Genomic DNA, 25503 nt, shown 5'->3' with positions numbered 1-25503 from the left:
AGCCTTTATATTTTTTAGCCAGCCTTTGTACAAAAGGCTGGCTTATTTATTCTTCCTCATCTTCCATGTCCAGGTAAATTTCATGCACCACAAATTTGGCGTGGGGCACTATCTCTACCAGCTCTGTGATGTCTTCCGCACCTATCGGGTAAATAGGATCATCACCACCCATAAAGTCCGGATCAGGAATAAGTTCGTAATATTTTTCCTGTGTACCGGTTTCTAATTCCGCCACTTTTACATACTGCACACCTTCCTGCACCCAGCTATCCAGTATTTCCTGGGTAAAGATGTAGTAGGGGTTCGACTGTTTATTTTCCATCCGGTAAATCTACTGTATAATCTATATTTTTGGCGCATGAATGCATTAGTAAATGAAAGCACAGATATAGCGGCGCTGTTACAGCAAAACCCTTTGTTTGTGTTTGCCCTGGATTATGAAGCAGCAGAAGAGTTTAGCGAATACAACCCTTATATAGTAGGCATAGGCAAGGTAAACGCTGCCTATCATTTAACCAAACGTATCATTCAAAACAAACCAGGTATTATCATTAACCTGGGCTCGGCGGGTAGTAACCGTTTTTCGCGTGGTGAGGTGGTATGCTGCACCCGGTTTATACAGCGTGATATGGATGTTACGCCACTCGGCTTTCAGCAATACGAAACTCCTTACTCCAACCTGGAGCCGGTGCTGCAATATGGCTTATCCTTTAAAGGCTTGCAGGAAGGCACCTGTGGCACAGGCGATAACTTTGAAACAGCTCATCTGTCTACCGCCTATGATGTCATTGACATGGAAGCCTATCCATTAGCCTGGATAGCCATGAAAGAACAAATTCCCTTTCTGTGCCTGAAATATATATCTGACGGTGCAGACGGAGGAGCAGCCGAAGAATGGACAGAGCAGGTGCACAAAGCCGCAGCCGCATTAAAACAGGTCATTACCCAATTGGTATAAATCAGTAGAGGAATCTGCTATTGCTGGAAGACTCCTCTTTTACTTTTCCTTCTGTTTGCATTCCGGCCTTCCTTGTTTCCTGGCACACATTCATCAACCGCGTCCGGTTGCAGCCAGGAGAAGACAAAGGAATGGATATATGCCACATACTGCACCATTCCTACTACTTAAAATTTACCGATATATCGTAAATCAATCTATCTTCGTTACGGAATATCGAAAAATCACAATTTTATGGAAAAAGGGCTTACCGCCAGGAATCCTGATGCAGCTTTGCGTCATTCCAGGCTATTGTTGTTAGAGCAGTTGCAGCAGAGAGAGAAGGAACAATCTATATTATTGCATGTTGGCAGTAAAATAGCCAATGCCCGGGAAAGAAGTGATTTATGGGATATTATCACCGTGCAATTATTGAATTTGCTTGGTGCCCAATATTATACCTTATGCCTTATTAACGAAGATGGCGTAACCCATACCCCTTATTTACACAGCCAGGAAAAAAGCATACGCACCCGCGCTAAAGACAGTCCGATAGTACATGCCGGACATCCTATAGAAGATGGCATCTTCAACGTGGCACTAGCCAGTAACGAACCGGTGATCTTTGATCTGGAAATGCTGATGAAAGTCAAAAACATACCGCCTTACATCATCAACTGGTACAACTCCGATATCCGGGAAATGATGGTGGTAAAAATATGCAACGGCAAAGAAGCCAGGGGCGTGCTGTATTTATATGCGCAGGAACACGGATCTTTTACTGTAGATAAATTTAACCTGCTTCTGGGCATTGCCGATCAGCTGGGCACCGGCATTTGTAATATCCGCGCCCTGGAAACCATACAGCAGCAACTGGAAGCTATCAATAAATACAAACAACAACTGGAACAGGAAAACCTGTACCTGCAGGAGGAGCAAAAGTTGAGCAGCCGGTTTTCGGAAATGATAGGCTCTTCTGCCGAAATGCAGAAAGTATGCCGCCTGCTGTCGCAGGTGGCTATGGCCGATTCTACTATATTGATTTTAGGCGAAACCGGCACTGGTAAAGAGTTGATTGCACGCGCCATACACCATGCTTCGGCACGACGCAATAAGCTGATGATAAAAGTAAACTGTGCCGCCCTGCCAGCCAACCTGATAGAGAGTGAATTGTTCGGGCACGAAAAGGGCAGCTTTACCGGCGCACTGGAAAAGCGTGTTGGCAAGTTTGAGCTGGCCAATAACAGCTCCTTATTCCTGGATGAAATAGGAGAGTTACCGCTGGAACTACAGGCTAAACTATTGCGGGTATTGCAGGAGAAAGAAATAGAACGTATTGGCGGCAAGGGCACTATTAAAGTAAATGTGCGCATTATTGTGGCCACCAACCGCAACCTGGAAAAAGAGGTACAGGCCGGCAGGTTTAGAAGCGATTTGTATTACCGGTTGAATGTGGTGCCTATTACTCTGCCACCCTTACGCAAACGCAAGGAAGACATTCCTGCGCTGGTATCCCATTTCATTGAAAGATATGCGCAAAACGCCGGTAAAAAAATCAATAACATTTCGCACAAGGCCATGGAAATGCTGATGGGCTACGACTGGCCTGGTAATATACGGGAGCTGGAACACCTGATTGAGCGCACAGTATTGCTTACCAATACCAGCTCTATTAAAGAAGTGCTTTTACCGGCAGGCGCCAAAAAAGCCGGCACTTATCACGAAGAGGAATTTGTGGTAAAACCACTGGACGAAATGGAGCGGGAATATATTTTAAAAGTAATTAAGCATTGCAAGGGGCGCATATCCGGCCCGAATGGCGCCGCCGTGAAATTAAATATGCCCTCTACTACACTCACCTCCAAAATGCAACGCCTGGGTATTAAGAAAGAGCATTTTGTACAGGAAGAAGAATAAAAAACATCCCCGCACTATACCTGTTGTATAGGCGGGGATGGATATTTTAACCAGCAGGACTTGCATCTGTGGTTAAATAACATATCAGCATGGCCACACCCGGCAACAGCAATGCGCCCAGTCCAAAATACCCTGCTAGCAAGGCACCGAACAAACAACCGCATAAAAAGCCACCGATAGTATAGCTTTGCTTTTGCAAGCTTTGCAGCGACAGCACATCCGCTCTAAAACCATTGCGTAACAAGTGTCCTAAATCCAACGAAGCCTGGGTAACATTTCCCGTCATCATGGTAGTAGGGCCATGTGTTTCTTTCGCAAACAGCTTTCCAAAAGCATTCTGTAACCCCATAGCAAATACAACTGTCATTACTATCGTGTAAATGCACCATTTATCATCCGGTCCGGTAATAGCAGGTAAAAAAATGGCAGCCGCACCAGACAGCATCAGCAAAACACTTTGCAGTAACAACAGGTGATACTTTTTTTGCGTTTTATCAATCAGCCAGCCGCCCACAATCACCGCCGCCACAAACACCGGAAAGGTGATCAGTTTTATCCACGACGCCGGACTACCGCCTTTAATGGCCTGCGCAGCAAACGTGATAAAGTTACCTGTAACATGCGCCGAAAAGATAGAGTCGCCCTTTACAAAGGTGACGGTATCACAATAACCGGCTATGCACGACAATAAAAACGTAACTGCATTAATCCCTCGTTTTTGTAACATGTTCGCTTTGTTTTAGTATAAATTACTCCAGGTGCGCTCTTAACATCCAGGCAGTTTTTTCATGAAACTCCATCAGCCCGGTAATGTAATCGCTGGTACCTGCATCTTTCAGTTTATTGGCGTAGCCATTGATATTTTCACGCAGGTGAATCAGAATACTTTCATGATCGGCCAGCAATTCCTTAATAAAGCCCAGGCCATCATTCTTTTCGCGTGTTTGCTCGGTCAAATGGGTTAAAGCCAGGTATTCCTTTAATGTAGCAGGAGGGAAGTGCCCCAGTGTGCGAATACGCTCCGCCACGGTATCAATCACCTCTTCCAGCTGGTTATACAAGCCCTCAAAAAACACATGCTTGCTGTGAAAATCAGGCCCGGTTACACACCAGTGCGCTTTACGGGTTTTCGTATATAATATAAACTCATCGGCCAGTACCTTGCTTAAAGAATGCGCTACCGCTGCCAGGTTCTCTTTGCTAATACCTATTGCTGCTTCCATGTTAATTACGTTTTAAAATAAATGATTGAACAAATAGTTATCTATTGAATATATACCCGGCCCCAGTGCCAGCACCAGTAATAACGACAAGGTGTACATATAAGGCACGTCCCTTACTTCAATATTATCTTTGCGGTGCACCACAAAATAACCGATGGCCGTAACGCCTATAGTAGGCAATATCACCAATCGGGTAGCCACGCCCAGCATTATCAGGAATGGCACTACCGTATCAGAAAAAGTAGCCACCAAACCATTCAGCTTATCCGGTAAATGCAGGGGATTGGGCACATGCTCGCGCTGCCCGTTTTCTACCCTGAACTTTTTCATACCATGCACGCGGAATAGTTCCAGCGCCAGCAATACACGAAAAACCAGCATGGCATAGTTATTCATGCTGCTACCCAAATCGCTCCACAATACACTTTTAATAATCTCTATCATACGAATGGTTTAGAATGCAAAACAAGAACAACCTAATGCGCCCCAGAAAGCGGTGTAATTGCTTACCGGAACATTACTTTTACGCGCTACGTCATGGTCATGTCCATGTACATCGCAACTACCCGCACAGCAATGCACATGCGCACTTACATCAGCAGCACCGCTGGCGACAGGAGCATCTGCTTTTTGTGAGGTAAGACGGCCGTTTACAATAGCAGGATAATACCCATTGTAAATATGTGTAGGACTCCAGTCCGGCAAAATAGGAATAACAGGAGGCGCATAAGAACCAAAGTCGTCTTTAGCATATACAATCTTACCGCCTACAATGGTCAGAACCGATTCAATTCCCTTGATCAGTTCTTCTTCCATAGCAAAGAAGTCGCTGCTCAGCACCGCCACATCTGCCAGCATACCTACCTTAATGCTGCCTTTTTTAGGCTGCTCGTTCGAGAACCAGGCACTGCCTTTGGTATACAGCTCCAGTGCAGTATCGCGGGAAATACGGTTATGATCGCCATACAACTGCAGGCCACCCACCGTTTTACCAGTACTTAACCAATACAAAGCTATCCAGGGGTTGTAACTGCTTACGCGCGTGGCATCGGTGCCTACGCCTACAGGAACGCCTGTTTGCAGCATACGCTTCACTGGCGGGGTATGAGCAGCGGCAGTGCTTCCATAACGGTCAGCAAAATATTCCCCTTGAAACGCCATACGACTTTGTATAGCTATGCCGCCACCCAACGCTTTCACCCGCTCTATATTCTTCTCATCAATGGTTTCTGCGTGGTCAAATATCCAGGGCAGGCCATTAAAAGGCATATCCCTGTTCACTTTCTCAAACACGTTTAAGAAGCGTGTAATGCTTTCGTTATAAGTAGCATGTAAACGGAAAGGCCAGCGGTTTTCTACCAGCAACCTTACCACCCGTTCCAGCTCTTCTTCCATCACTTCCGGAAGATCCGGACGGGGTTGCAGGAAGTCTTCAAAATCAGCAGCAGAAAACACAAGCATTTCGCCCGCACCGTTATGGCGGTACATATCATCTCCCTGGTACACCTTTACGGTTTTAGTCCAGTTATCAAAATCTTCCAGTTCGTGCTTCGGCCTTTGTGTAAACAGGTTGTAGGCAATACGAACGGTCAGCTGCTCCTTTTGATGCAGTTCGTTGATCACTTCATAATCGTCCGGAAAATTCTGAAAACCGCCACCCGCATCAATCACACTGGTAATACCAAAACGGTTTAACTCGGTCATAAAATGACGGGTAGAATTCACCTGGTGTTCGTAGCTCAGCTTAGGGCCTTTTGCCAATGTACTATACAGTATCATGGCATTAGGCGTAGCCAGTATTAAACCGGTAGGCTCGCCATTAGGGCCTTTCTGAATTTGTCCGCCGGGAGGGGCAGGGGTGTCTTTGGTAAAACCTACTGCGCGCAAAGCCGCCGCATTTAAAAAGGCCCTGTCATACAGGTGCATAATAAACACCGGAGTGTCAGGCGCTATTTTATTGATCTCTTCCAGCGTAGGCATACGCTTTTCAGCAAACTGAAATTCATTCCAGCCACCTACCACACGCACCCATTGTGGCGAGGGAGTGCGGGCCACCTGTTCCTGCAACATACGCAGGGCATCGGCTAACGACGGCACGCCATCCCAACGCAATTCCAGGTTGTAATTTAACCCGCCGCGTATCAGGTGTATATGCGAATCGTTTAACCCGGGTATTACCCGTTTCTTCTTCAGGTCAATCAACTTGCTGCCATCCGCCTGCCAGGCGCTTAAAACGGCAGCATCATTGCCTACGGCTACAAACTTACCGTCTTTCACCGCCACTGCTGTAGCAGCAGGCGCTTCGCTGTTAACCGTATGTATAAGCCCGTTGTATAATATTAAATCTGCTGTTTGCATAAGAATAGCTGTTTAGTTATTGAAAGAAGCAATAGCTTCTTTAATGCCTTCACCGGCAGTAGTAAAGAAAGCAGGGCCTGCCAGCAGTATTACTTTGGTAACAGGCTTGTAAGTAGCCAGATTTTTACTTTTCAGGTACTGCTGTGTGCGATATGCCTGGATAATGCCTTTGGTTACATTACCGGCTACCAGTGCAGTAGGAGAGTCAATACCGGCATCTTTAATATCGCTGGCAAAAGAAAAACTGGTTACACCCAGGTTCAAGGCTTCCCGTAAAGCTACAGCGCCTACAGAGGTCATTAAATCGGCGTTGAAAGCATTGCGGTTACCTAAACCAATCAGCAACAGGCGCTGGGCTTTTAAAGCACCGGCAGGCGGTGTAATCAGCAGGGTTTCAAAAGCATGACCCGCAAATTTGCCGCTTTTACGAATTTCCGTAATCTGCCCTTGCAGTGCATGATCCAGGTGCACCATACCATTTAGTGGAGCAGGCAATGCAGGCGGTGCGTTGAATATATCTCCCTCGGTATATTCAAACACACATGCTACCTGCAAAGGCGCTTCGGCGGCTGAAGGGCCTTGTACCAAACCGGCTATAGCCATACCATCTACAGTACCCCAAACCTTAGTGGTGCCAATAGCAGTGGTTTTAACGGCAGAATCAGCCTTTACTGCCTGCGCCTGTACGTTACTTGCTGCTATGGCTAAAAAGCCCGCTAACAGCAAATGATTCATTATATTTTTCTTCATTGTAAATAGATTAAATGTTGTACGAATTAAAATTTAAAAGATAAGCGGGAGTTGATGAATACCCCGCTTTTAGGCGTAGCCACCAGGTCTTGTATAAAGCTGCCGGCACGGAAATATTGCATACCCGTGTTCCACGATACAAACCTGTTAAACGTATACACCACACTACCCAGCCAGGCTGTGCCTATATACCGGTGTGGCGCACCTGCGCCGGCTTTGTTAAAGCCGCCACTGGGCCTGTACACGCCATCCTGTAAGCTGTAACGCCAGTTAAATACAGCATCTGCCTGCAACATCGCTTTAGCGCCAATGGCAATGGTAGCATATGGGTGAATATCTATCAGGTTTACCGGGCCTATTTGCGGACTAAATCCAAAATAACCGCCCTTGGGATAAAGGGGGTTAAAGGTTTGCAGCTTGCCATCGCCTTGTTTGCTGTCGCCCGAAATGTAATCGTGGCGCAGGTTAATGGTAGGCTTGCCTTTTACATCTTCAAACATATACCCGATATCTGCCGAAGCAGTCCAGGCGCTGATGTTACCCGCACCAAACTTACCAAACTGGTAAGCCCCTTCGAAATTGTAGATAAAGCCACCGCCATATTTCCAAAGCCGGCCACCTATGGTATGCCGTACTTCTTTGCCAGCACCTTCTTCAAACACAGCTGCATCGCGGCGAATGCCCAGGTAATACAAGTCTACATTACCGGCATGAGGTAGGATTAATTTAGAATAAACACCCCACAAGTTAGCCTGCTTCGATTGTTTGTTGTCAAATGCACCTGTATTCACCGTATCAGCTGCCATTACAAAGGCATCTGCAAAAAAGCGTTCCGAAGCATACATCACTTTAGCGCCCGTAAAGTATAAACGTAAATTAGGCCCTTCGCGCACCGAAATCAACCGGCCACTGCCATAGTCCAGCTCTTGCCTGCCAATGCGTGCGGTAAGTGTCTGTTTCTTATGCTGCACCGCTACCACATCCACAAACAGGTTCTGAACATTCCCGTGATCTTCATCAATAGGGCGGGGGCCGTTTTTACGGCCACCCTCCCAGGCACTGCGCAGCTGGGCAAACAGCCTTAGCCGTTGCCCAACATGCACATCAGCATGTACATCGTACCGCTGCAGCAAAAAGCCGTTGTGCCCTATACCACTTGCTCCCCAATCTTCGTTATTAAAATCCACATATTCTACCCGGGCCGAACCTCCGGCACTCAGGTACACACGGCCATCTTTACTCAGCGGCGTGTATTTAAACCTGTTATAAAAATTGCGCGACGAGTCTTTCAGCCCGTAATAGTTTTCTTCAAACCGCATCAGTTTAAAGCCCTGCGCCTGCGTTGTTACTAAGCCACCTAAGCAACATAGCAATAACATCCAGCGCCTGACCCCAATGCTGTTAAGGGAGGTATTTTGCAAAACAGAGCGTTTGTGGTGAATTAATGCTTCAGCATGTTATGTGCGTAGTGAATACCTATACCATAAGCACCACCATATTTCTTCATCAGGTTGGTAACCGGTACATAGGTTTCCTGTCTTGCCCAATCTCTTTGCAGTTCCAGCAGGTATTGAATAGAAGTAACCGGTTGTGCACCTGCCTGTATCATACGCTGTACAGAACGCTCATGCGCTTCTACGCTAACATCGCCACAGGCATCGGTAATTACATATACTTCATATCCTTCTGCAATAGCCGATAAAGCCGGGCCTACAATACAAACGCCAGTCCATAAGCCAGCCAGCACAATTTTCTTTTTACCAATACCGGTAATGGCCTTGTACGCATTTTCATCTTCCCAGGTATTCATGGTAGTACGGTCGATATAACCGGAAGTAGCCTGCGGATAAAACTCTTCCACCTCAGGAAACACAGGGCCGGAAAAAGACTCTTCTGCCACAGTGGTAACAACAGTAGGTACATTAAAGATTTTAGAAGCCCCGCAAACAATAGCTGTGTTGGTACGCAGTTCGCTTAACGCAATGCTTTTGGTAGCAAAGCCCATCTGGCCTTCAAAGTCAATTAACACAAGCGCATGGTTGGTAGGGGATAGTAAACTGGAAGATGGTTTCATAATTAAATAGATTTTGGCCCCAGTAAGCCAATTACAATGCCATCCACATAAAGCATTGATAATGTGCACAATAGAAATACTCCACCTTATACCTCCATTACGATATTTCGTAATTCTATGACAAGCTGCAATATTCCTGTTGATATTTTAATAGAAGTAGTGGTATAATTAGCCCAAAATCCGGGATAAAAAAACTGGCAGATGTTGATTACATCTGCCAGTTGATAAGCCTGCTGCTATAGCAATTCCTTCCATTTTTCATCAGGCAATAGGGCTAAAAAGCTTTTTTGTGAAGCTAAAAGCGCTTTGTCCTTTCTTACAAAAGTGGGGTGAGTTACTAACGTACTCAAAAAATAATCAAGCGTTTGCCATTCTTTTTGCTGTATCAAAGGCATTAAAAAGGATTCCATTTTTTCAAAAGAGAATGCTGCAATAGCCACCAGGGTATCTATAAGTTGTTCCTTTACCAGCTTTGTTTTCCTTTGAGCGGAATCAAGCGGGGCGGCCCGCCTGTTTTTAAATATAGTATCCGCTGTCTTAGGAGAACAATATACAGAAGCACTTTTTAAAATACGCGCAGAAACTTCGTCCCACGAACAGTAAGTATAGTAGGGGATAGAATGATAAAGTTGTTCACTGATCACGCCTGGTTCCTTTTCCAGCGTATTCAGTACAAAAGGCAAAACACCTTTGATATCGTGCAGGCTTTCGCAAAAGCTTACCACATTTTGCTGATGTGGCATCACTGTATTTTTTACAAACTGAACAATATCCAGTTTTTTCTCCTCTGCTTCCAGATAAATATGGCCATTCTCTTTTATAAACCGGTGATCAATACAAGGAAAATCTCCACCAGCATAACTAAATAGCCAGTTTCCTAAAAACCGGTCGCATAACGCTTGCTCATAACCACTTATATTCAAATATTGTAATCCATTTACCAGGTTTACAAAAGCCAGCCTGTTGCGGGAAGCCTGCATACTGTCGAATTCAAAAGATCCTAACAGCTGAATAACTTTATCAAAAACCGGCGACGTAATATCATAGTCTGCTAATTGCTGAACCAGGATACCCTTATTATGACCAGTTAACTGATAAGTAATCCTGTCATCTGCTTCTATAGGCTCCTGGTATACATCTGCCGATACAGGAATAGCTTTTTTAGAGTACAAATGACAGTACCTGTATGTCCAGGCTTCCATTAAATTGTTAACCAGCATTATAATTTGGATATTTTTATTTTTACAATCTTTTCATTAAAATCATCCAGTAAACCAATTCCCACACCCGCAGCACCCGGCTCATTGCTTGATTTAAAAATCACTTTATCAGGATGTTGTGCTTCCCCTTTATAATCTGCATCGTCCCAATCTATGCCTTTCTCTTTCATCCACTTCCCTGTACCTTCTTTCATCTCAAATTCTACTTTATGCGTGTAAGTTTTCTGTTTAGAAGGTATATACTTCTCTTTCATTGCATAAATCCATTTTGCCTTTCTCCCTTTCAGGTCAGGCACTAATCCTTTTGCATTACCTATAGCTTCTGCTTCCTTTTCGCTCAGGTGCCGTACATACACCTCGCAGGAGTCCCCATTCTTTTTTGCAAGACCAAGCACATCCAGCCATCCAGTCGTATCATGCACATAGCCATATAAAGCCATGCCACCATTCAAACGAATCGGGTCCTGGCTAATATACATTCCTTCTTCTGATGCATAGTATCGGAAACGATTATAATAAAGCCCGGTTTCTTTGTCTTCATACTGACCCTGAAATCTAAACGGACAAGCGCCTGCATCACCTTTTTCCAATCTTATTCTTCCATAGCTATCCAGCTCACCTTCCCAAAACAATACCCCTTCATCATTATACATCTGAAAAGGAGTACCTAAATGATCAACAATGATACTGTATTTTTTTTGCCCCTTCAATTTGGCAATAGGCGTAAAGCTATCCTCATTAAATACCCAGGTGATAACACCATCTGCACTTACATGAGTATCGCTGAGTACATTCCCGGTTACAGCATGTTCTTTCCACTCATGTAAAGGATTAGCACCATCCCATATCCAGCGGGTAATAGTATTCCTGTACTTTTTCCATATCCTCCTGCCTAAGGCATCATATCCAAAGGTTACCACACTGCCATCGGGCTTCACCACCTTACTTAGCATACCACTGGCATGCCACTCATACTTCCACAGATCCAGCCCCTTTTGTTTTTCTGTCAGATAACCTTCCTCATCATAACGGTATTCCCAACCTTTGGCATTTTTCAACTGGCCCGCTTTTCCATAAACACGATCAGTTCTGTTTTCTGTTTCAAATAAATTACCCACTTTATCGGGGTTTCTATGCTGCACTATTCCGTTTCCATAAGTGGCTTTGATAAGGTTACCACGCAAATCATAATCAAACTCAGCAATGCCACTCAATGAATCAGTAATGCTTCTTAGCTGCTCATTATCATCCCAGCGATATTCCCTGTTCTTCCTGGTTTGAGGCAGCTTATTCAAACCGGTTACACCTACCCAATGGTTTAATGCAAGCCCGTTTTTATCGCGCTGCCATTTGCTTTGTATACCACCAGGAAGCTCAGCTTCACTTTCCAGACCAAATACATCATAAGCAAGAGTAGCCTGCCATCCGTTCGCATTCATGCGGGTAACATTATCCAGCATGTCCAGCTCAAAATGCATATCTGCCCCCAACGAGCTTTGCAGCGCAGTTCTGCGGCCTTCCATATCATAGACATTATTGATGGAAACACCGTTACAAACAGCAGACAATACATTGCCTGATATATCATGTTCAAATATTACATCCGACTGGTGATTAGATGCTTTGTACAAAAGCCCATTGTCATACTCATAAGTTTCTGATGTGCCATCATGAAAAGTTACTGTAGTAATGCGGCCCATACTATCATGCCCATATTCCGAAAACCTTTTTGCAGGCCTGTTTACGCGGGTAACCCATCCTGCCAGGTTGCGATCGTAGGTACGTCGCATGCCATCAAAAGACACTTCCTCCATTACCTCACCCACACTGTTCCACACATAAGTATAGGCAATACCATGCTCATTCACCACTCTTCTCAGCTGGTTCTCTGTATCATATTGATATTGCACCACAGTTCCTGCTTCTTTCCGGCTACTTAACCTGCCTAAGCCAGTATAGTTGTATGTAATCTCTCCTTTATTATCCCTATACACCACTATATTATCTGAGCCATCATACTGTAATGTGATGAGATTGCCTGTAAATTCAAGTATGCTGGTGGCCCTTCCCAATAAATCATAACCAGTTACTTTACGTCCCCCTTTAGGATTAATTACCTGCAAGCAACGGGCCAGTAAATCATACTCATACCGGATAACTGCACCATTAGCATCTTGTATACTTTGCATTGCCAGCTGCCTGTTATAGCTAAACCTTGTAACACCTCCATTACCATTGGTAACACTTTCCAGCATACCATCCGTATAGGTAAACACAGTAGTTCCCTGTAAAGGATTTACCTGTTTTACCAGGTGACCCCGATTGTCGTATAACCATTTCCATTTGGCACCACGTGCATCCACCGCTTCACTTGGCAAATGAGGAAAACCAGGTGTAAAATATTCTATCTGTGTAAACTGCCCGTCTGGCCGTGTTACCGAAACTACATTCCCCCATTGGTCGTGCCTGTAACCAGTCTGATTTCCAAGCGGATCTGTTATCCATTCCGTTTCATCAAATTCATTATACCGGTTATGCCATTCACCGCCCCGCGCATCAACGGTTTTATGTACCAGACCATTCTGATGATAGTAATGAGTAGCATGTCCCAGGCTATTAGTAGCCAGGGTATAATTACTGTTCACATACTTTACCTTATAATGCAGCAGATCATCGGTACCCCAGGTTTCAATACAACGGGCACCCGTTGTAGTGCCATCGTATCTGAAAAACCATTGTTGTCCGTTACGCCAGGTTTCCTGTACCAGTAAATGATGCTGGTATACATATAACATCTTTTCCTGTAAAGCATTGCTATAACAGATCATATCACCCGCATCATCATAATAATACCGGGCTATCTCAAACGTTTTTCCTGCATCGTTGGGGTCAGGTGCATGTATAGCAACAATTCGTCCCTGTGTATCGTTATCTATGGTAAATAAACGTCCGGCAGTGTCCGTAATCGATTGTAGCCAACCTTTAGAAGAATAATGAAGCCTTACAGCAAATCCATCCGCATTCGCAACAGAAGTAAGCAAATGACTTTGATTCCTGGTTTCAAAACTCCTGGCACTGAAATTATATAGCCTGCCCTTTGCTGTACGCAGGTAATAAAAGCCATCTTCATGCAACCCCAGGAACATTTTTTCACCACGGTGATACCTGGGTTTGTCAGCAGCAGTAAGAGGAATCTGGTCAAATGTAATAGTACGACCATCTTCCAGTCGCACTATGGCCATACCTTCTTCCTCATTAAACACGAGGGCCATATCGTAACTATGATGCCAGCCATATCCAAGCGGGCCGCAGTAATCGCTATTACTATACCATTTACGCTCCCATATCAATGGTATAGGGCCTGGAAAGCTGATATCTTTATAACTGGTAAACAAAAAGCCGCCAGCCACATCAATCGGATGCCCCACATGTGTGCCAATCACATCTTTTATTTTGTTCATAATACCCGGAAACTTCCCAAACAACTTTTCATTGGCACGATGCAAAGCTTTGGAAGCACGACTACAGGGTTTGTTTTTATTTCCGTTTTTGGTTCCCTTCCTGGCCTTTAACTTAGCCAATCCAAACTTAAACAGCCTTTCGCCAATTGTTAAAGGGTTAATAGGAGTGGGTACAGGGTTTACCAGGATGGGCCGCGTCCACGGAATGGGCATAATAAACCCGCTGGGCACATAGTTATACATAGGAGGCAAACGGCCCAGATCTGTCATACGAAAAAGGGCGGGGGCTCCAATATCCCAGCAATCATTATTGATAAAAGGTCCCGAAGCCAGCGGCTCGCCATCACCTGTTACAAAAAGGCTTCCGAGGAACACGTAACCATGGTTCTTTTGCGCTATCATAAAAGCAGGATGAAAGCCTGCACCCATAGGAATATGCGGAAAGTTTTTTGTAATTGTTCCTGCTACTGCACGGGGAATAACAGGTCCGATTTTTACAGTGCTGTTACCAATTTTACTAATAACCATTTTGGCCACCTGGAAGGCCAGTGATTTAGCGCCCTGTACAGCAGCCCCATGCGGATCTTCCTCCGCATCAGGCGCTTCATCTGGCACAGGAAGCACAGATAATAACACCATGGCAACCCAATCTTTAGGATTAAAGATCATCCCTATGTAAGGATGCGGCATAGGAATAGGAGCCGGAGCAGGTGGAATGGTTACAAAGTGTACGTCAATACCCATTACCGGGTCCATTTGTTTTGCTATGGGTAAGCAGGCAATACCTTTTAACGGGCCGGCCATCGCTTGCATCACAGGCATCAGGGTTGCTTCTGTAATTTTATTTACCAGGTTGTTTACAAACTGCTTGGCGGCCATGGCCTGCATGGCCAGGTTGCCAGCTACATTTACCACAGCCAGCACTTTATCGCCTGTCGAAGCCTTATCATTGGTAAGTATATCCTGTCCGGTAGAAAGTGTACTATGTACACCGCTAAAAGTATCGGCCACTCCGGCAAACTTAGTCACAGCGTTTTGCTGAAGCCCCTGATCTGCTTTTTGAGCAAGGGTTTGTTCCTCTCCGGCAGTGCCCGATCCTTCTTTTGCATTTTTTATCTTGTCGTATTCCGATTGTTTAGGAAAGCTCATGCTAACGTTGGTTTAAGGTGTTGACACGAATATGTAACAGGTATTGGCGGTACGCCATATAACCTGCATTATTTACTCATACATTACATGTATAAATAAACAGAGATAACAATGCCTGTATAATACTTATGAGAAAAAAGAAAGAAGAAGGATATTGTATATAACAATCCGAAGCTGGACAACTGTGTCCGGAAGATTTGTTGCGTTAAACGCCATAAGTATAAAATTTAATATCGAATAATGAACAATATTAAATCATATCAGCAACACTTCCATGGCCGCCGCAAAAGTGTAGTATTTATACGACTGCCATGAAACCTGCATTCTATATTTAGCCTTGTGCTAAATATGTTTTTTAAGATAGTTGATAATACCTATCACATCTTCTTTTCCGAAGCCATCATTAGCCGCCTGCTGGTAAGTTGCTGTCACCGCTTTGGTCAGTGGAAAATCAGCCCCCTCGTCTTTAGCCAGTAACACATCTTTCAGCATCAGGTCTAATGCAAAGGCTGGTTTATATTCATCTGCCAGTAGTAAAGGGGTTTTTACTTTAGTAGCACCGCTACCAACCGCACTGGCATTGATCACCGTTAAAAGATCATTGCGCTCTACACCCATTTTTTCTGCCAGCAGCACGGTTTCAGCCAATCCCTGGTACAGAATACTTAAAAAGTAGTTGACACTCAGTTTGGCTGCAATACCTTTACCATTACGCCCCAGATGTACAATTTGCTTACCCAGTTTTTCCAGGTAAGGCGTTGCACGTTGAATATCATCTGCACTGCCACCTGCCATAATAATCAATGTACCTTCTTTGGCAGGCTGCGTGCTTCCAGCTACCGGTGCATCTATAAAAGAAGCGCCTGCAGCCTGTAAAGTATTACCTACCGCCACGCTTAACGATTGCGAAATGGTGCTCATATCAATAAATAGCTTGCCTTTTACCGGCAGAGTAGCTATTTCGTCATACACCGCTTTTACAGCAGCATCATTGGTTAGCATAGTAAACACAATATCGCTGGCCGCTACCAGGGCCGGAATGTTTTCGGCCACAGTGGCAGCAAAACCAGCTGCTTTTTCTTTAGAACGGTTATACACTGATAACACAAAGCCTGCCTTCTCTAAATTCATAGCCATAGGATAGCCCATATTTCCCAGGCCAATCCATCCTAATTGCTGTTGTTGATTACTCATTGTTCTGCTATTTAATTGTAAACGACCATTGTGATCCTCAAAAATAACACGCATTCTCCATCGGGTGCTCAATACCTGGGTAGCACATTTTAAGCTATTCGCCTTTTTCCGGGCGCAAATGCACAAACCCTTATTTTTGCGCTTTACCAAACCATAAACGATGAAGCCTGCATTTAGTTTTTTAGTCCTGTCCCTGATGTCCTTCCATCTTTCGGCCCAGCAGAAAACCTATAATATAGTTACGTTTGGCGCTAAGGCAGATGGCAAAACCAATAATACTGCTGCTATTCAGCAAGCCATAGACAAAGCTTCGCAAGAGGGTGGCGGGCAGGTGCTGGTGCCTGCCGGTAAGTTTGTTACCGGCGTTATTGCCCTAAAGTCGGGCGTAAACCTGCACCTCGCAGCCAACGCCGTGTTATTAGGCTCTTCCAACAGGTCAGACTACGGCCCTTCGCACAAAGCTTCGGCATTAATAGTAGCCGATGACCAGCAAAACATTGCCATTACCGGCAAAGGCACCATTGACGGACAAGCCGCCCTGCTACTGGAAAATATTTTTACCCAGCTGAAAAAAGGTACCCTGCAGGATAAAGAATGGCAGAAGTATAACGACTGGGGCCAGATGCGTCCGGAAGAGAACAACCGCCCCAAGCTGATTGGCTTTAACAATTGCAGTAAGGTTACCGTTAAAAACATTACCATTAAAGATGGCCTGTGCTGGATACAGGATTACCGCGGCTGTACCGATATGGTGTTCGACAGCATTCAGGTAAAAAGCAATGCCTTTTTAAACAACGACGGCATTGACCTGGTAGATTGTAAAAATGTAAAGCTCACCAATAGCTTTTTCGATGTGGCAGACGATGGCATTTGCCTGAAATCTCACGATGTAAATAGCTATTGCGACAATATATACATCGCTCATTGCAAGGTACGTTCCAGTGCCAGCGGTTTAAAATTGGGTACCGCTTCTTTCGGCGGATTTAAAAACATCACTGTAAGAGATATTTACGTGTATAATACTTTCCGCTCGGCCATTGCCATTGAAACAGTAGATGGTGGCGTAATAGACAATATCAATATACAGGGGGTAACTGCTAAAAACACCGGCAACGCCATCTTTATCCGCTTAGGCAAGCGCCGTGCAGAAAGAGAACCAGGCACTTTAAGCAAAGTGTATATAGGTAATGTGAAAGTAGAAGTACCTGCCGGCAAGCCAGATGCCGGCTACCATTTTGAAGGCCCGCGTGAGCTGTTTGAACACAACACCTTCCCGTCATCCATCACCGGCATACCTGGCCATGCAGTAAATGATATTACCCTGGAAAATGTAGAGATTGTGTACAGCGGTGTTAACCGGAAAGAAGTGGCTACCATCAACACCGATTCCCTGCATATCGTTCCCGAAAACATTGCTGCCTATCCGGAGTATTCCATGTTTAGAGAGCTGCCCGCCTGGGGCTTTTATGTACGCCATGCCAACGGCATTACCATGAAGAATGTAAAACTGAGCTATACAGGAGAGGAGTTTCGTACCGCCTGCATTTTTGATGATGTAAACGGCTTAACACTCAACCAGCTGAAAGTAAACAAAGCGGCTTCTTCACCGGTGTTGTTACTCAACAATGTAAAAGCACAGCAACTACAACAATTACAGTTGCCGGGTAAAGAAAAAGAACACATAGAAATCAGATAATACTATCACCCATATATTATTGCATCATGGCCCTGATACAGGGCCATGATTGTTTATGCCTCCTGCTGAAATATAACGCACACCGTGGTAGGGTCCAGCACAGCAAACTCCAGTAACCCCCAGGGCTTATGCACTACCGTATTACCGTTTGGATGCAGTATATGTGGGCTACGTGTTTTTATCTCTTCATAGATGGCATGAATATCATCGGTTGCTATTCTTATTTCCGGGCGATCTTTTTGTGCATATTCCGCATTCGCCACCAATAACAGAGTAATCTCATCACGGGTTACTATATACAAGGTATCATCGCTATAAGACAGCCGAAAGCCCATCGCATCTACAAAAAAAGCAAGGCCTGTTTCTATTTCCTCGTAAAAAATCTTGGGTAATACTTGCTGCAAACTCATACAGGTGTGTTTAAGCTGTAATGTACAGCAAAATCAAAATACTGCTTTCTGAAAGTACTAATGACTATTTTTCTGTATTTTCACGCTTTCATAGAACAAAAAACTAGTTTCAAGCAACAATACAGCATGAAAAGCATACTAAGGAGTAAAATTGCAGAAGGAAAATCCGGACTTGTGTTTTATAGTTTAACTCCGCCCAAAATTACTACTGAAGCAGAAAGAATAGAGGCCATATCAGGTAACCAGATTCAGCGACTGAAAAACCTGGATGTGGATGGTTTAATATTATACGATATACAGGACGAAAGCCTGAGAACAGAAAAGGAGCGTACCTTTTCATTTATTCCCACCCTGGCTCCGGAACATTACAGCAAACAATATCTTGCCCAACTGGATATACCCAAAATCATTTACAAAAGCATAGCCAACCAAAGCCGCGAGCAATTTGCCGGCTGGTTACAGCAAAACCAGGATATAGAATGTGCTGTTTTTGTGGGGGCATCTTCTCACCAGCAGGTAGCCGCTACCAATTTCTCTTTAACCGATGCTTACCAGCTGAAAAAAGAAAGCGGTTATCCTTTTATGCTGGGTGGCGTAACCATCCCCGAAAGACACAGTAAAAAAGGGGATGAGCACCTGAGAATGTTCAGTAAAATGAATAACGGGTGTAGCTTTTTTGTATCGCAGTGCGTCTATAATTTAAACGACACTAAAAACCTGTTATCCGACTATTATTATAGTGCAGCAGAAGCGGGTAATAGCCTGGCACCCATCATTTTTACGCTGGCTCCCTGTGGCTCGTTAAAAACATTGCAGTTTATGGAGTGGCTGGGCATTGAAGTGCCCAAATGGTTGTATAATGATTTAAAGCATTCCAAAGACATCCTGGAATCTTCTATCAGCACCGCTACTAAAATAGCTGCGGAAATTTTGAATTATGCCCAGGCTAAAAACATACCGGTAGGCTTTAACATTGAAAGCATTTCTATTAAGAAAGAAGAGATCAATGCTGCCCAGGAACTATTAAACAATGTGCTATCCTTGCTCCGTCCTAAAAAGCAACCCGCTTCAACAGATGCAGCCGTGATAGCAGCACAATCGCCGCTTACCGCTTCATTTCAATAGCAAATAACCTTTATAACAATAAGCCTGGCAGGTAACAGTGCCAGGCTTATTGTTATAACTATACTGTAATAATATAATTATAACCAGAAACCTATTCGATAAGGTCGAAGACACTTCGGTTCTATCGAATAGGTTTCTGGTTAAGCTGGAAAGCTTTATGGTAAAGTCAGAAAGTTTTCCTATTTAGACAGAAACGCTTACAGTTATTACAGAAACATTTCTATCTAAGACAGAAACGTTTAGTATTTAATCAGAAATATTTATGGTATTATTAGAAAGGTTTCTGACTTTTCAATAAAGTTTTACAATTAGACCAGAAATATTTCTGATTAACTTAGAAATGTTTCTAACCTAATCAGAAAGTATTGTATAAAGCTAGAAACATTTCTGGTTTTGCTATAAAACTTTCCAATTGAGTCAGAAAGTTTTCTGACAAAACCAGAAATAATATAAACTCTTAGATAATCACGTATTTACGACAGATCACATACCCCGAATCGGCAAACGCCATACCCTTACGCCAGAACAACAACTGCTGCGAAGTAGCTATAACTACTTTTTCCATCTACCACACACTCTATTTATCTATAATATGTTGCCTGTTATTTTTCATTATCCTACATTGCAGGTAACGTTTATTTTATGTCATCCACCTTTCCCGCTACTTATTCAACGCTCTCGACAGAAGCATTGGCAGCATTTATTGCCCAACAGTATTCTATTTCCGGGGCACAGTGTGAATTTATTACCAGGGGAGTAGGAGATACCTACCTGATAAAAGCAGGCGATCAGCGTTTTATACTACGCGTTTGCCGCCATACACACCGCACGGCGGCACAAGTAACAGAAGAAATAGCACTGCTGCTTGATTTGCATAAGGCAGGAGTGCCTGTATCTTATCCCATACCTGACATCCATAATAATTATCAACAAAGCCTTCCTGCTATGGAGGGAGAACGGCAAGCGGTTTTATTTAGTTATGCGCCAGGCAACGTGGTACGTGTGCTATCTCCTGCACAATTGCAAACACTGGGTGCACAAATAGCCCGGTTTCATAAAGCTGCTGCCAGGATGGTTTATGGAAATAGCCGGTGGACGTTTAACACCAGCACTACATTATTTAACCCTTTACAAAAACTGCAACCGCGGTTTGCCGATAACCCCGAAGATTATCGCTGGCTTACCCAGGCTGCCACGCAGATAGCAGACCTATTGGATAAAACTGATACATCCGGCTTTGCTACCGGCTATTGTCACTTTGATTTTTTGCCTAAAAACTTTCATTTTGAGGGAGATGCCGTTACCTTTTTTGATTTTGATTTTATGGGATATGGATGGCAGGTGAACGACCTGATGAGCTACTGGCAGCATCTGCAACTGGACGTGTACGCTGGCAGAATGAAACAGGAAGATGCAGACAATATGTTTTCCCAACTGGTAGCTGCTTACCGGGAACATAATAGTGTAAGCGAAGCAGAACTGGCCCTCATACCTTATCTATCACTAGGTTTCTGGTTGTTTTACATGGGCTTTCATACCACGCACGACCAGTTCTATACCTTTCTTCAACCCACTACTTTAAAAATATACACCGGCTTTTTAAGAAACCTTGCCAGTAAGCACTGGAGCCTTATTCAGCTTTAGCAGGTAATAATATCGTTATCGAATTATCCATTAAACAGTTGATGCCTTTTTATCTCTTTTCCCTTTCTTAACTGTACAGCATGATAGATGCTGGGTATATCATTATGCCAGCTTTTGATAATACACAATATCAGCAATATCTCCACCCGGGTAACCACTCCCAGGTAAAAACAACACTGAAACAACCAGCCCGAATCGCAGCTCAATATTACCTGGATAAGCGTTGCCAGGATAGTAAGCGTCCACACCTTGGAAGCAATTGCATGGGTAGCTACTTCCTTTTTAAAACGGATAAAACTTACTACATAAGTAAGCACTTCTGCACCAAGAACAATCAGCAGGTACACATAATTGCGGATGAAAAAAGCAGGACAGGTAATGCAGCATGCAGCCAGTACCGCTATCCAAAACACCTGGTCGATGGAAGAGTCCAGTCTGCGTAAACGTTGGGTTGATACATTGAGTTTACGGGCAATGATGCCGTCAAACACATCCGTTAACAAACCAGTTACCAGCAATGCTACCATACAACCTCTATAAAAGGGCGGCCGCCATATGGCAAACAACACAATAACCACACTTAGCACTAAACGGGAGTAAATAAGGTATAAGGGTATCTTTTTCAAATGCAATGGTATTTTTATCTGAACTGCTTAGGCTTTTGCCGTACACCTGCCAGTTCGGCTATTTCCAGTATTCTTTTTTGCCGGGTTTCTGGTCGTTTCGCCAACACCAGCCATTGCAAAATACTCTTTTTGACAGAATTGCTTAAACACAGGAAATAATCTTTAGCACCGGGTATCTTTTTCAATGCCGTCAATAAATCTTTAGGCACCACCAATTCTTCCACCTCATCTAATATTACCCACGAGCCGTTTTGCTTAGCCTTTTCAATACAAGCTAATCCGGCCGGCTCCATATAGCCCGTTTCTATCAGGCGCTGCACTTTTTCCTTGTTTATCTTCGACCACACGCTGGTGGGCTTTCTTCTGCAAAAGAATTGCATAAACCTGTCGTCGCCCAGCGACTTTTTAGTGCTGTCTATCCAGCCAAAACAAAGCGCTTCTTCCAACGCCTCCTGGTACTGTACAGTAGGTTGCCCTGATTGCTTTTTATAATACACCAGCCATATAGATTCCCGTGTATGGTGATTCTCCTGCAACCATTGTCGCCACTGCAACCTGCTGGCAGGACAAAAAGTATCTATTTCGTTATGGGGCATGGTATTTCTTTTAGTGGATTCAGCAAACCTACAATAGGGGAGTGACAACCCTATGGCAGTTATTCTAAAGGAGGACCAACATATTTTGTTTGAATAAATGTAGTACACAAATCTTTGAATTCATCACAGAGATCCAATAAGATACAGGCTCCGCCAGCAGCAATAGCTGATTTTACAACATTAAATATCAATACCCCTCCAACTGGATCAACACCTGCCAGGTCAAAAACAATATTACTTGTCCGGGACAAAATAGCATACACGCCAAGTTGCTGCCTGAGGTAACCTGATAGCATGTTTATTTTAACATTCCCCCTTACTTCGTCTATCCCATAAATTTTGTTATAGAAGGGATGATTCTTATTCGCATACTTATTTAAATATCCACTCACTGTAGAGGGATACTGCCTATTAAAGATAGATGATCGCACTTTTAAGTGTCCCGGGTAGTGTAATGCGGTAGTTACCTCTGTATTATCATTACTGGTTCTAGCCGTAAGCAGCTCTATCAAAGGAAATCTTGCACTAAATAAAGGCCCACCCGGATATTGAATAATCACCAGTTCCCCTTTATATAACGTAAAAGCAGGTATTAGAAAGTTGTCTATTATTTGTTCCTGAAAACGGATCAGGCAAGAATTATCATTCTTCATACCAATAACCTCTGTTGCAATTTTTTCCATGATTTTGCTGTTGGCGTCTTAATTTTGAAATTAACCCTAAATATATGTGTAAGATAAACGCACTATGCTTTCTTTGTTTTCTATTGATACAATGTAATCCGGCACCAATTTCACAAACCAGCACATTCGATTCTATCAATTCAACACTCCAGAAAAAAGAGGAAAAGATAAACACAGACGACTATTATACTTTCATAAAATTAAACAGAGAGAAGAATCCGTCACTTGCTTTAAAGGCCGACACATTGGAGCAACAAGCCACACGCCTTTCACTATTGATAGACAGCCTACAACAAGTAATGCAGACAGCAGACTCGGCAGGAGAGAGGGACGACATAGCTTCCCGTATTTTAATTCATACAAAAACAGGCAATCGCTTAGCAGAACAAGTTTTACAACTATATAACACTATCCTCTCCAATGGTAAAATCCGCAATAACACGGTACCTTCTTCAATAATGGAGCAATTGAATCAAAGTCGACATTGGCAGGAAGAGCTCTTTAATAAAACACCCACTGTAGCAGCTATTACTATTTTAAAAGCGTTAAATAATGAATGTACTAATGCCACAAACGGTGCTTTACAGGAAATATATCAACAACTGACAGAACATCACACTAACACAAACAAATAATTTCGAGCAACAATCCTATACCACAACAAATGCCTAAAACACTCAAACAATGAACATACAAACGATCATAACTGATATAAAAAGCTTTCTTACCAGCACCTTCACCACCATAGACACCTGGTTTGATAAAGATGAAACGCTGCGCAATTACCGTCCCAGCAACAACGGCTGGAAGATCAACGAAATTTTAGAACATATAGGGTTAACCAACCATTTTCTACTGATCCTCATTGACAAAGGCACCAGTAAAGCCCTGCAAAACATTCACAAACTTGATCTGGATGAGGAGTTAAGCAACTATATTTTTCACCGCGATCAATTAACAGAAGTGGGAATACGCAACTCATTTACCTGGATAAGACCTGAACATATGGAACCAACAGGAACCAAACCACTTAAAGAAGTCCGCGTGCAGCTGAAAGAGCAGGTAAATCAGTGCCTGCATAGTCTTGACCGGATGAAGAATGGGGAAGGAGTGCTTTACAAAACCACCATGACTGTAAACAACCTGGGTAAAATAGATGTTTATGAATACATTTACTTCCTGGCCCAGCACGGGCAAAGACATGTGCAGCAAATGGAGAAAAACGAAGCGGAATTTAATGCAACACAAAATTGATCAAAAAAAAAAACTATGAGCTGGGACATTGTATTGTTTAACTCACGACAAACTATTCTGTCAGTAGAAGAAATAGATGAAGAACAATTAGAGCCTACAGACTTTTACGCTGTTTTAGAAAGTTCGTTTGAACAGATTGAAAAAGATAATAGCCATAGAAGAATAAATGGAGATGACTTTATCATTGAATACTTTACACATAATGAGCCTGTGAGTAATACAATATTATTCATGTATAATGAAAAGGGCCTTTATGAATTGATTACCATAGCTCGAAAACATCATTGGCAAATTTTTGACACATCATTAGGCCAAATGATTGACTTAAATAATCCTGCCATTAACGGGTACGAAGATTTCAAAAGTTACCTTCAACACGTTTTATGGTCAAACAAATAACACGCCGGTGTAATTAAACTTATAACAACATTGGATAACATACTTACCTATTTACTACAATTACCCTCAGGCTATATATGGCTTATCTTCCTGACAGAAAACATACTCATTACCTTCGGCGTATTGTTCATTGGCAGCTTCTTTTATAAAGGGCGTTATTCTACCAAAGACTGGTATCTATGTGCTGTTACCAATGTATTAAATACGGTAGTAACCTTTGCCGGGTATAGGCTGTGGGAACACCAGTATATAGTGATAGACACGCACTTTTCGTGGTGGATGTTACCGCATTTTATCATACTGTTTCTGGCAATGGACTTATTGATGTTTGTGTTTCATATAATTATACACAAAACATTTCTGTATAAGGCAGTGCACATGTTACATCACGAAGCTGTTGATCCGTCGCCCATTGACCTGTTTGTACTGCACCCGGTGGAAGCGTTGGGGTTTGGCAGTTTGTGGCTGTTGCTGCTTTTAATATATCCTTTCAATATCTATGGCATTATCATATACCTGGTGGTGAATGTGATCTTTGGCCTGATAGGTCATCTGGGTATGGAGCCACTACCTTCTGCCATGTTGCAATGGCCTGGCATCCGATACCTGGGCACTTCTACCTTCCATCATAATCACCACCAGGATATACGGTATAATTTTGGCTTTTACACCAGCATCTGGGACAGGATCTTTCGCACCTATAAACAACAGCCACCCAGCTACTAATTGAATCGCAGATATAGCAGCGAACATACTGTTACTAACTAAACAAAACTTATCCGAACTT

The 25503-nt window shown here is 43.4% G+C and carries 24 protein-coding genes; 9 read left to right on the top strand and 15 right to left on the bottom strand.

Features of this window, described 5'->3' with window-relative positions:
* Positions 1 to 46: 46 nt before the first annotated feature.
* Positions 47 to 322 (bottom strand): hypothetical protein, encoded by a 276-nt coding sequence (locus FLA_RS12140; RefSeq protein WP_076380745.1) that lies wholly within the window; start codon positions 320 to 322, stop codon positions 47 to 49.
* A gap of 36 nt (positions 323 to 358) precedes the next feature.
* On the opposite strand from FLA_RS12140, the gene FLA_RS12135 reads away from it, so the two are divergent.
* Together FLA_RS12135 and FLA_RS12130 are read left to right on the top strand one after the other, a co-directional pair.
* Positions 359 to 958, top strand: a complete 600-nt coding sequence (locus tag FLA_RS12135; protein WP_076380744.1) for a 5'-methylthioadenosine/S-adenosylhomocysteine nucleosidase family protein — start codon at positions 359 to 361, stop codon at positions 956 to 958.
* A 234-nt stretch (positions 959 to 1192) separates the two neighbouring features.
* Positions 1193 to 2854 carry a sigma-54-dependent Fis family transcriptional regulator gene (locus FLA_RS12130; RefSeq protein ID WP_076380743.1) on the top strand — a complete coding sequence of 554 codons (1662 nt, stop codon included), beginning with the start codon at positions 1193 to 1195 and terminating at the stop codon, positions 2852 to 2854.
* Between the two features lie 46 nt (positions 2855 to 2900).
* Here the strand turns inward: FLA_RS12130 and FLA_RS12125 are convergent, their stop codons facing one another.
* The 10 genes from FLA_RS12125 to FLA_RS12080 form a co-directional block, all read right to left on the bottom strand.
* Entirely contained in the window at positions 2901 to 3581 is a 681-nt protein-coding gene (locus tag FLA_RS12125; protein WP_076380742.1) for a YoaK family protein, read from the bottom strand.
* 22 nt (positions 3582 to 3603) lie between these two features.
* The gene (locus FLA_RS12120; RefSeq protein WP_076380741.1) at positions 3604 to 4077 is read right to left on the bottom strand and encodes a Dps family protein; all 474 of its coding nucleotides are present in this window, start codon (positions 4075 to 4077) and stop codon (positions 3604 to 3606) included.
* A gap of 12 nt (positions 4078 to 4089) precedes the next feature.
* The gene (locus FLA_RS12115; RefSeq protein ID WP_076380740.1) at positions 4090 to 4521 is read right to left on the bottom strand and encodes a DoxX family protein; all 432 of its coding nucleotides are present in this window, start codon (positions 4519 to 4521) and stop codon (positions 4090 to 4092) included.
* Between the two features lie 9 nt (positions 4522 to 4530).
* Positions 4531 to 6435 (bottom strand): amidohydrolase, encoded by a 1905-nt coding sequence (locus FLA_RS12110; protein WP_076380739.1) that lies wholly within the window; start codon positions 6433 to 6435, stop codon positions 4531 to 4533.
* Positions 6436 to 6447: 12 nt separating this feature from the next.
* The gene (locus tag FLA_RS12105) at positions 6448 to 7185 is read right to left on the bottom strand and encodes a M17 family peptidase N-terminal domain-containing protein (RefSeq protein ID WP_076380738.1); all 738 of its coding nucleotides are present in this window, start codon (positions 7183 to 7185) and stop codon (positions 6448 to 6450) included.
* A 26-nt stretch (positions 7186 to 7211) separates the two neighbouring features.
* Complete coding sequence (locus tag FLA_RS12100; RefSeq protein ID WP_231940429.1) at positions 7212 to 8606, bottom strand: alginate export family protein; 1395 nt, start codon at positions 8604 to 8606, stop codon at positions 7212 to 7214.
* A 20-nt stretch (positions 8607 to 8626) separates the two neighbouring features.
* Positions 8627 to 9259, bottom strand: a complete 633-nt coding sequence (locus FLA_RS12095) for a hydrolase (RefSeq protein ID WP_076380736.1) — start codon at positions 9257 to 9259, stop codon at positions 8627 to 8629.
* Between the two features lie 236 nt (positions 9260 to 9495).
* On the bottom strand, positions 9496 to 10479 hold the full coding sequence (locus FLA_RS12090) for a hypothetical protein (protein WP_076380735.1): 984 nt from the start codon (positions 10477 to 10479) through the stop codon (positions 9496 to 9498).
* Positions 10479 to 15089: an RHS repeat domain-containing protein gene (locus FLA_RS12085; RefSeq protein ID WP_076380734.1), complete on the bottom strand. Its 4611-nt coding sequence runs from the start codon at positions 15087 to 15089 to the stop codon at positions 10479 to 10481. Before FLA_RS12085 ends, FLA_RS12090 begins: the two co-directional genes overlap by 1 nt.
* 342 nt (positions 15090 to 15431) lie before the next feature.
* Complete coding sequence (locus tag FLA_RS12080; RefSeq protein WP_076380733.1) at positions 15432 to 16283, bottom strand: NAD(P)-dependent oxidoreductase; 852 nt, start codon at positions 16281 to 16283, stop codon at positions 15432 to 15434.
* Positions 16284 to 16443: 160 nt separating this feature from the next.
* Here FLA_RS12080 and FLA_RS12075 point away from each other — a divergent pair, with 160 nt between their 5' ends.
* Positions 16444 to 17979, top strand: a complete 1536-nt coding sequence (locus FLA_RS12075) for a glycoside hydrolase family 28 protein (protein WP_076380732.1) — start codon at positions 16444 to 16446, stop codon at positions 17977 to 17979.
* Between the two features lie 53 nt (positions 17980 to 18032).
* Here FLA_RS12075 and FLA_RS12070 read toward each other — a convergent pair whose 3' ends face one another.
* The gene (locus FLA_RS12070) at positions 18033 to 18389 is read right to left on the bottom strand and encodes a VOC family protein (protein WP_076380731.1); all 357 of its coding nucleotides are present in this window, start codon (positions 18387 to 18389) and stop codon (positions 18033 to 18035) included.
* A 126-nt stretch (positions 18390 to 18515) separates the two neighbouring features.
* Between FLA_RS12070 and FLA_RS12065 the strand changes: the two genes are divergently transcribed.
* Positions 18516 to 19514, top strand: coding sequence for a methylenetetrahydrofolate reductase (locus tag FLA_RS12065; protein ID WP_144264101.1), 999 nt, complete (start codon positions 18516 to 18518; stop codon positions 19512 to 19514).
* 642 nt (positions 19515 to 20156) lie between these two features.
* Positions 20157 to 21158, top strand: a complete 1002-nt coding sequence (locus tag FLA_RS12060) for a phosphotransferase enzyme family protein (RefSeq protein WP_076380729.1) — start codon at positions 20157 to 20159, stop codon at positions 21156 to 21158.
* A 23-nt stretch (positions 21159 to 21181) separates the two neighbouring features.
* Here FLA_RS12060 and FLA_RS12055 read toward each other — a convergent pair whose 3' ends face one another.
* The 3 genes from FLA_RS12055 to FLA_RS12045 are packed head-to-tail and all read right to left on the bottom strand — an operon-like array spanning position 21182 to position 23063.
* Positions 21182 to 21784, bottom strand: coding sequence for a CDP-alcohol phosphatidyltransferase family protein (locus tag FLA_RS12055; RefSeq protein ID WP_084206372.1), 603 nt, complete (start codon positions 21782 to 21784; stop codon positions 21182 to 21184).
* A gap of 14 nt (positions 21785 to 21798) precedes the next feature.
* Positions 21799 to 22380, bottom strand: a complete 582-nt coding sequence (locus tag FLA_RS12050; RefSeq protein WP_076380727.1) for a YdeI/OmpD-associated family protein — start codon at positions 22378 to 22380, stop codon at positions 21799 to 21801.
* A 59-nt stretch (positions 22381 to 22439) separates the two neighbouring features.
* Positions 22440 to 23063 carry a hypothetical protein gene (locus FLA_RS12045; RefSeq protein WP_076380726.1) on the bottom strand — a complete coding sequence of 208 codons (624 nt, stop codon included), beginning with the start codon at positions 23061 to 23063 and terminating at the stop codon, positions 22440 to 22442.
* A 44-nt stretch (positions 23064 to 23107) separates the two neighbouring features.
* Here FLA_RS12045 and FLA_RS12040 point away from each other — a divergent pair, with 44 nt between their 5' ends.
* From FLA_RS12040 to FLA_RS12025, 4 genes are read left to right on the top strand one after another with little or no spacing between them, the layout of a single operon-like run.
* Positions 23108 to 23698, top strand: coding sequence for a hypothetical protein (locus tag FLA_RS12040; protein ID WP_076380725.1), 591 nt, complete (start codon positions 23108 to 23110; stop codon positions 23696 to 23698).
* Positions 23699 to 23747: 49 nt separating this feature from the next.
* Entirely contained in the window at positions 23748 to 24317 is a 570-nt protein-coding gene (locus tag FLA_RS12035; protein WP_076380724.1) for a DinB family protein, read from the top strand.
* Positions 24318 to 24332: 15 nt separating this feature from the next.
* Positions 24333 to 24716: a hypothetical protein gene (locus FLA_RS12030; protein WP_076380723.1), complete on the top strand. Its 384-nt coding sequence runs from the start codon at positions 24333 to 24335 to the stop codon at positions 24714 to 24716.
* Between the two features lie 30 nt (positions 24717 to 24746).
* Positions 24747 to 25442: a sterol desaturase family protein gene (locus tag FLA_RS12025; RefSeq protein ID WP_076380722.1), complete on the top strand. Its 696-nt coding sequence runs from the start codon at positions 24747 to 24749 to the stop codon at positions 25440 to 25442.
* The last annotated feature ends 61 nt before the right edge of the window (positions 25443 to 25503 follow it).

The organism is Filimonas lacunae (assembly GCF_002355595.1).
Taxonomy (GTDB): domain Bacteria; phylum Bacteroidota; class Bacteroidia; order Chitinophagales; family Chitinophagaceae; genus Filimonas; species Filimonas lacunae.
This window is presented reverse-complemented; position numbering and strand designations above follow the sequence as displayed.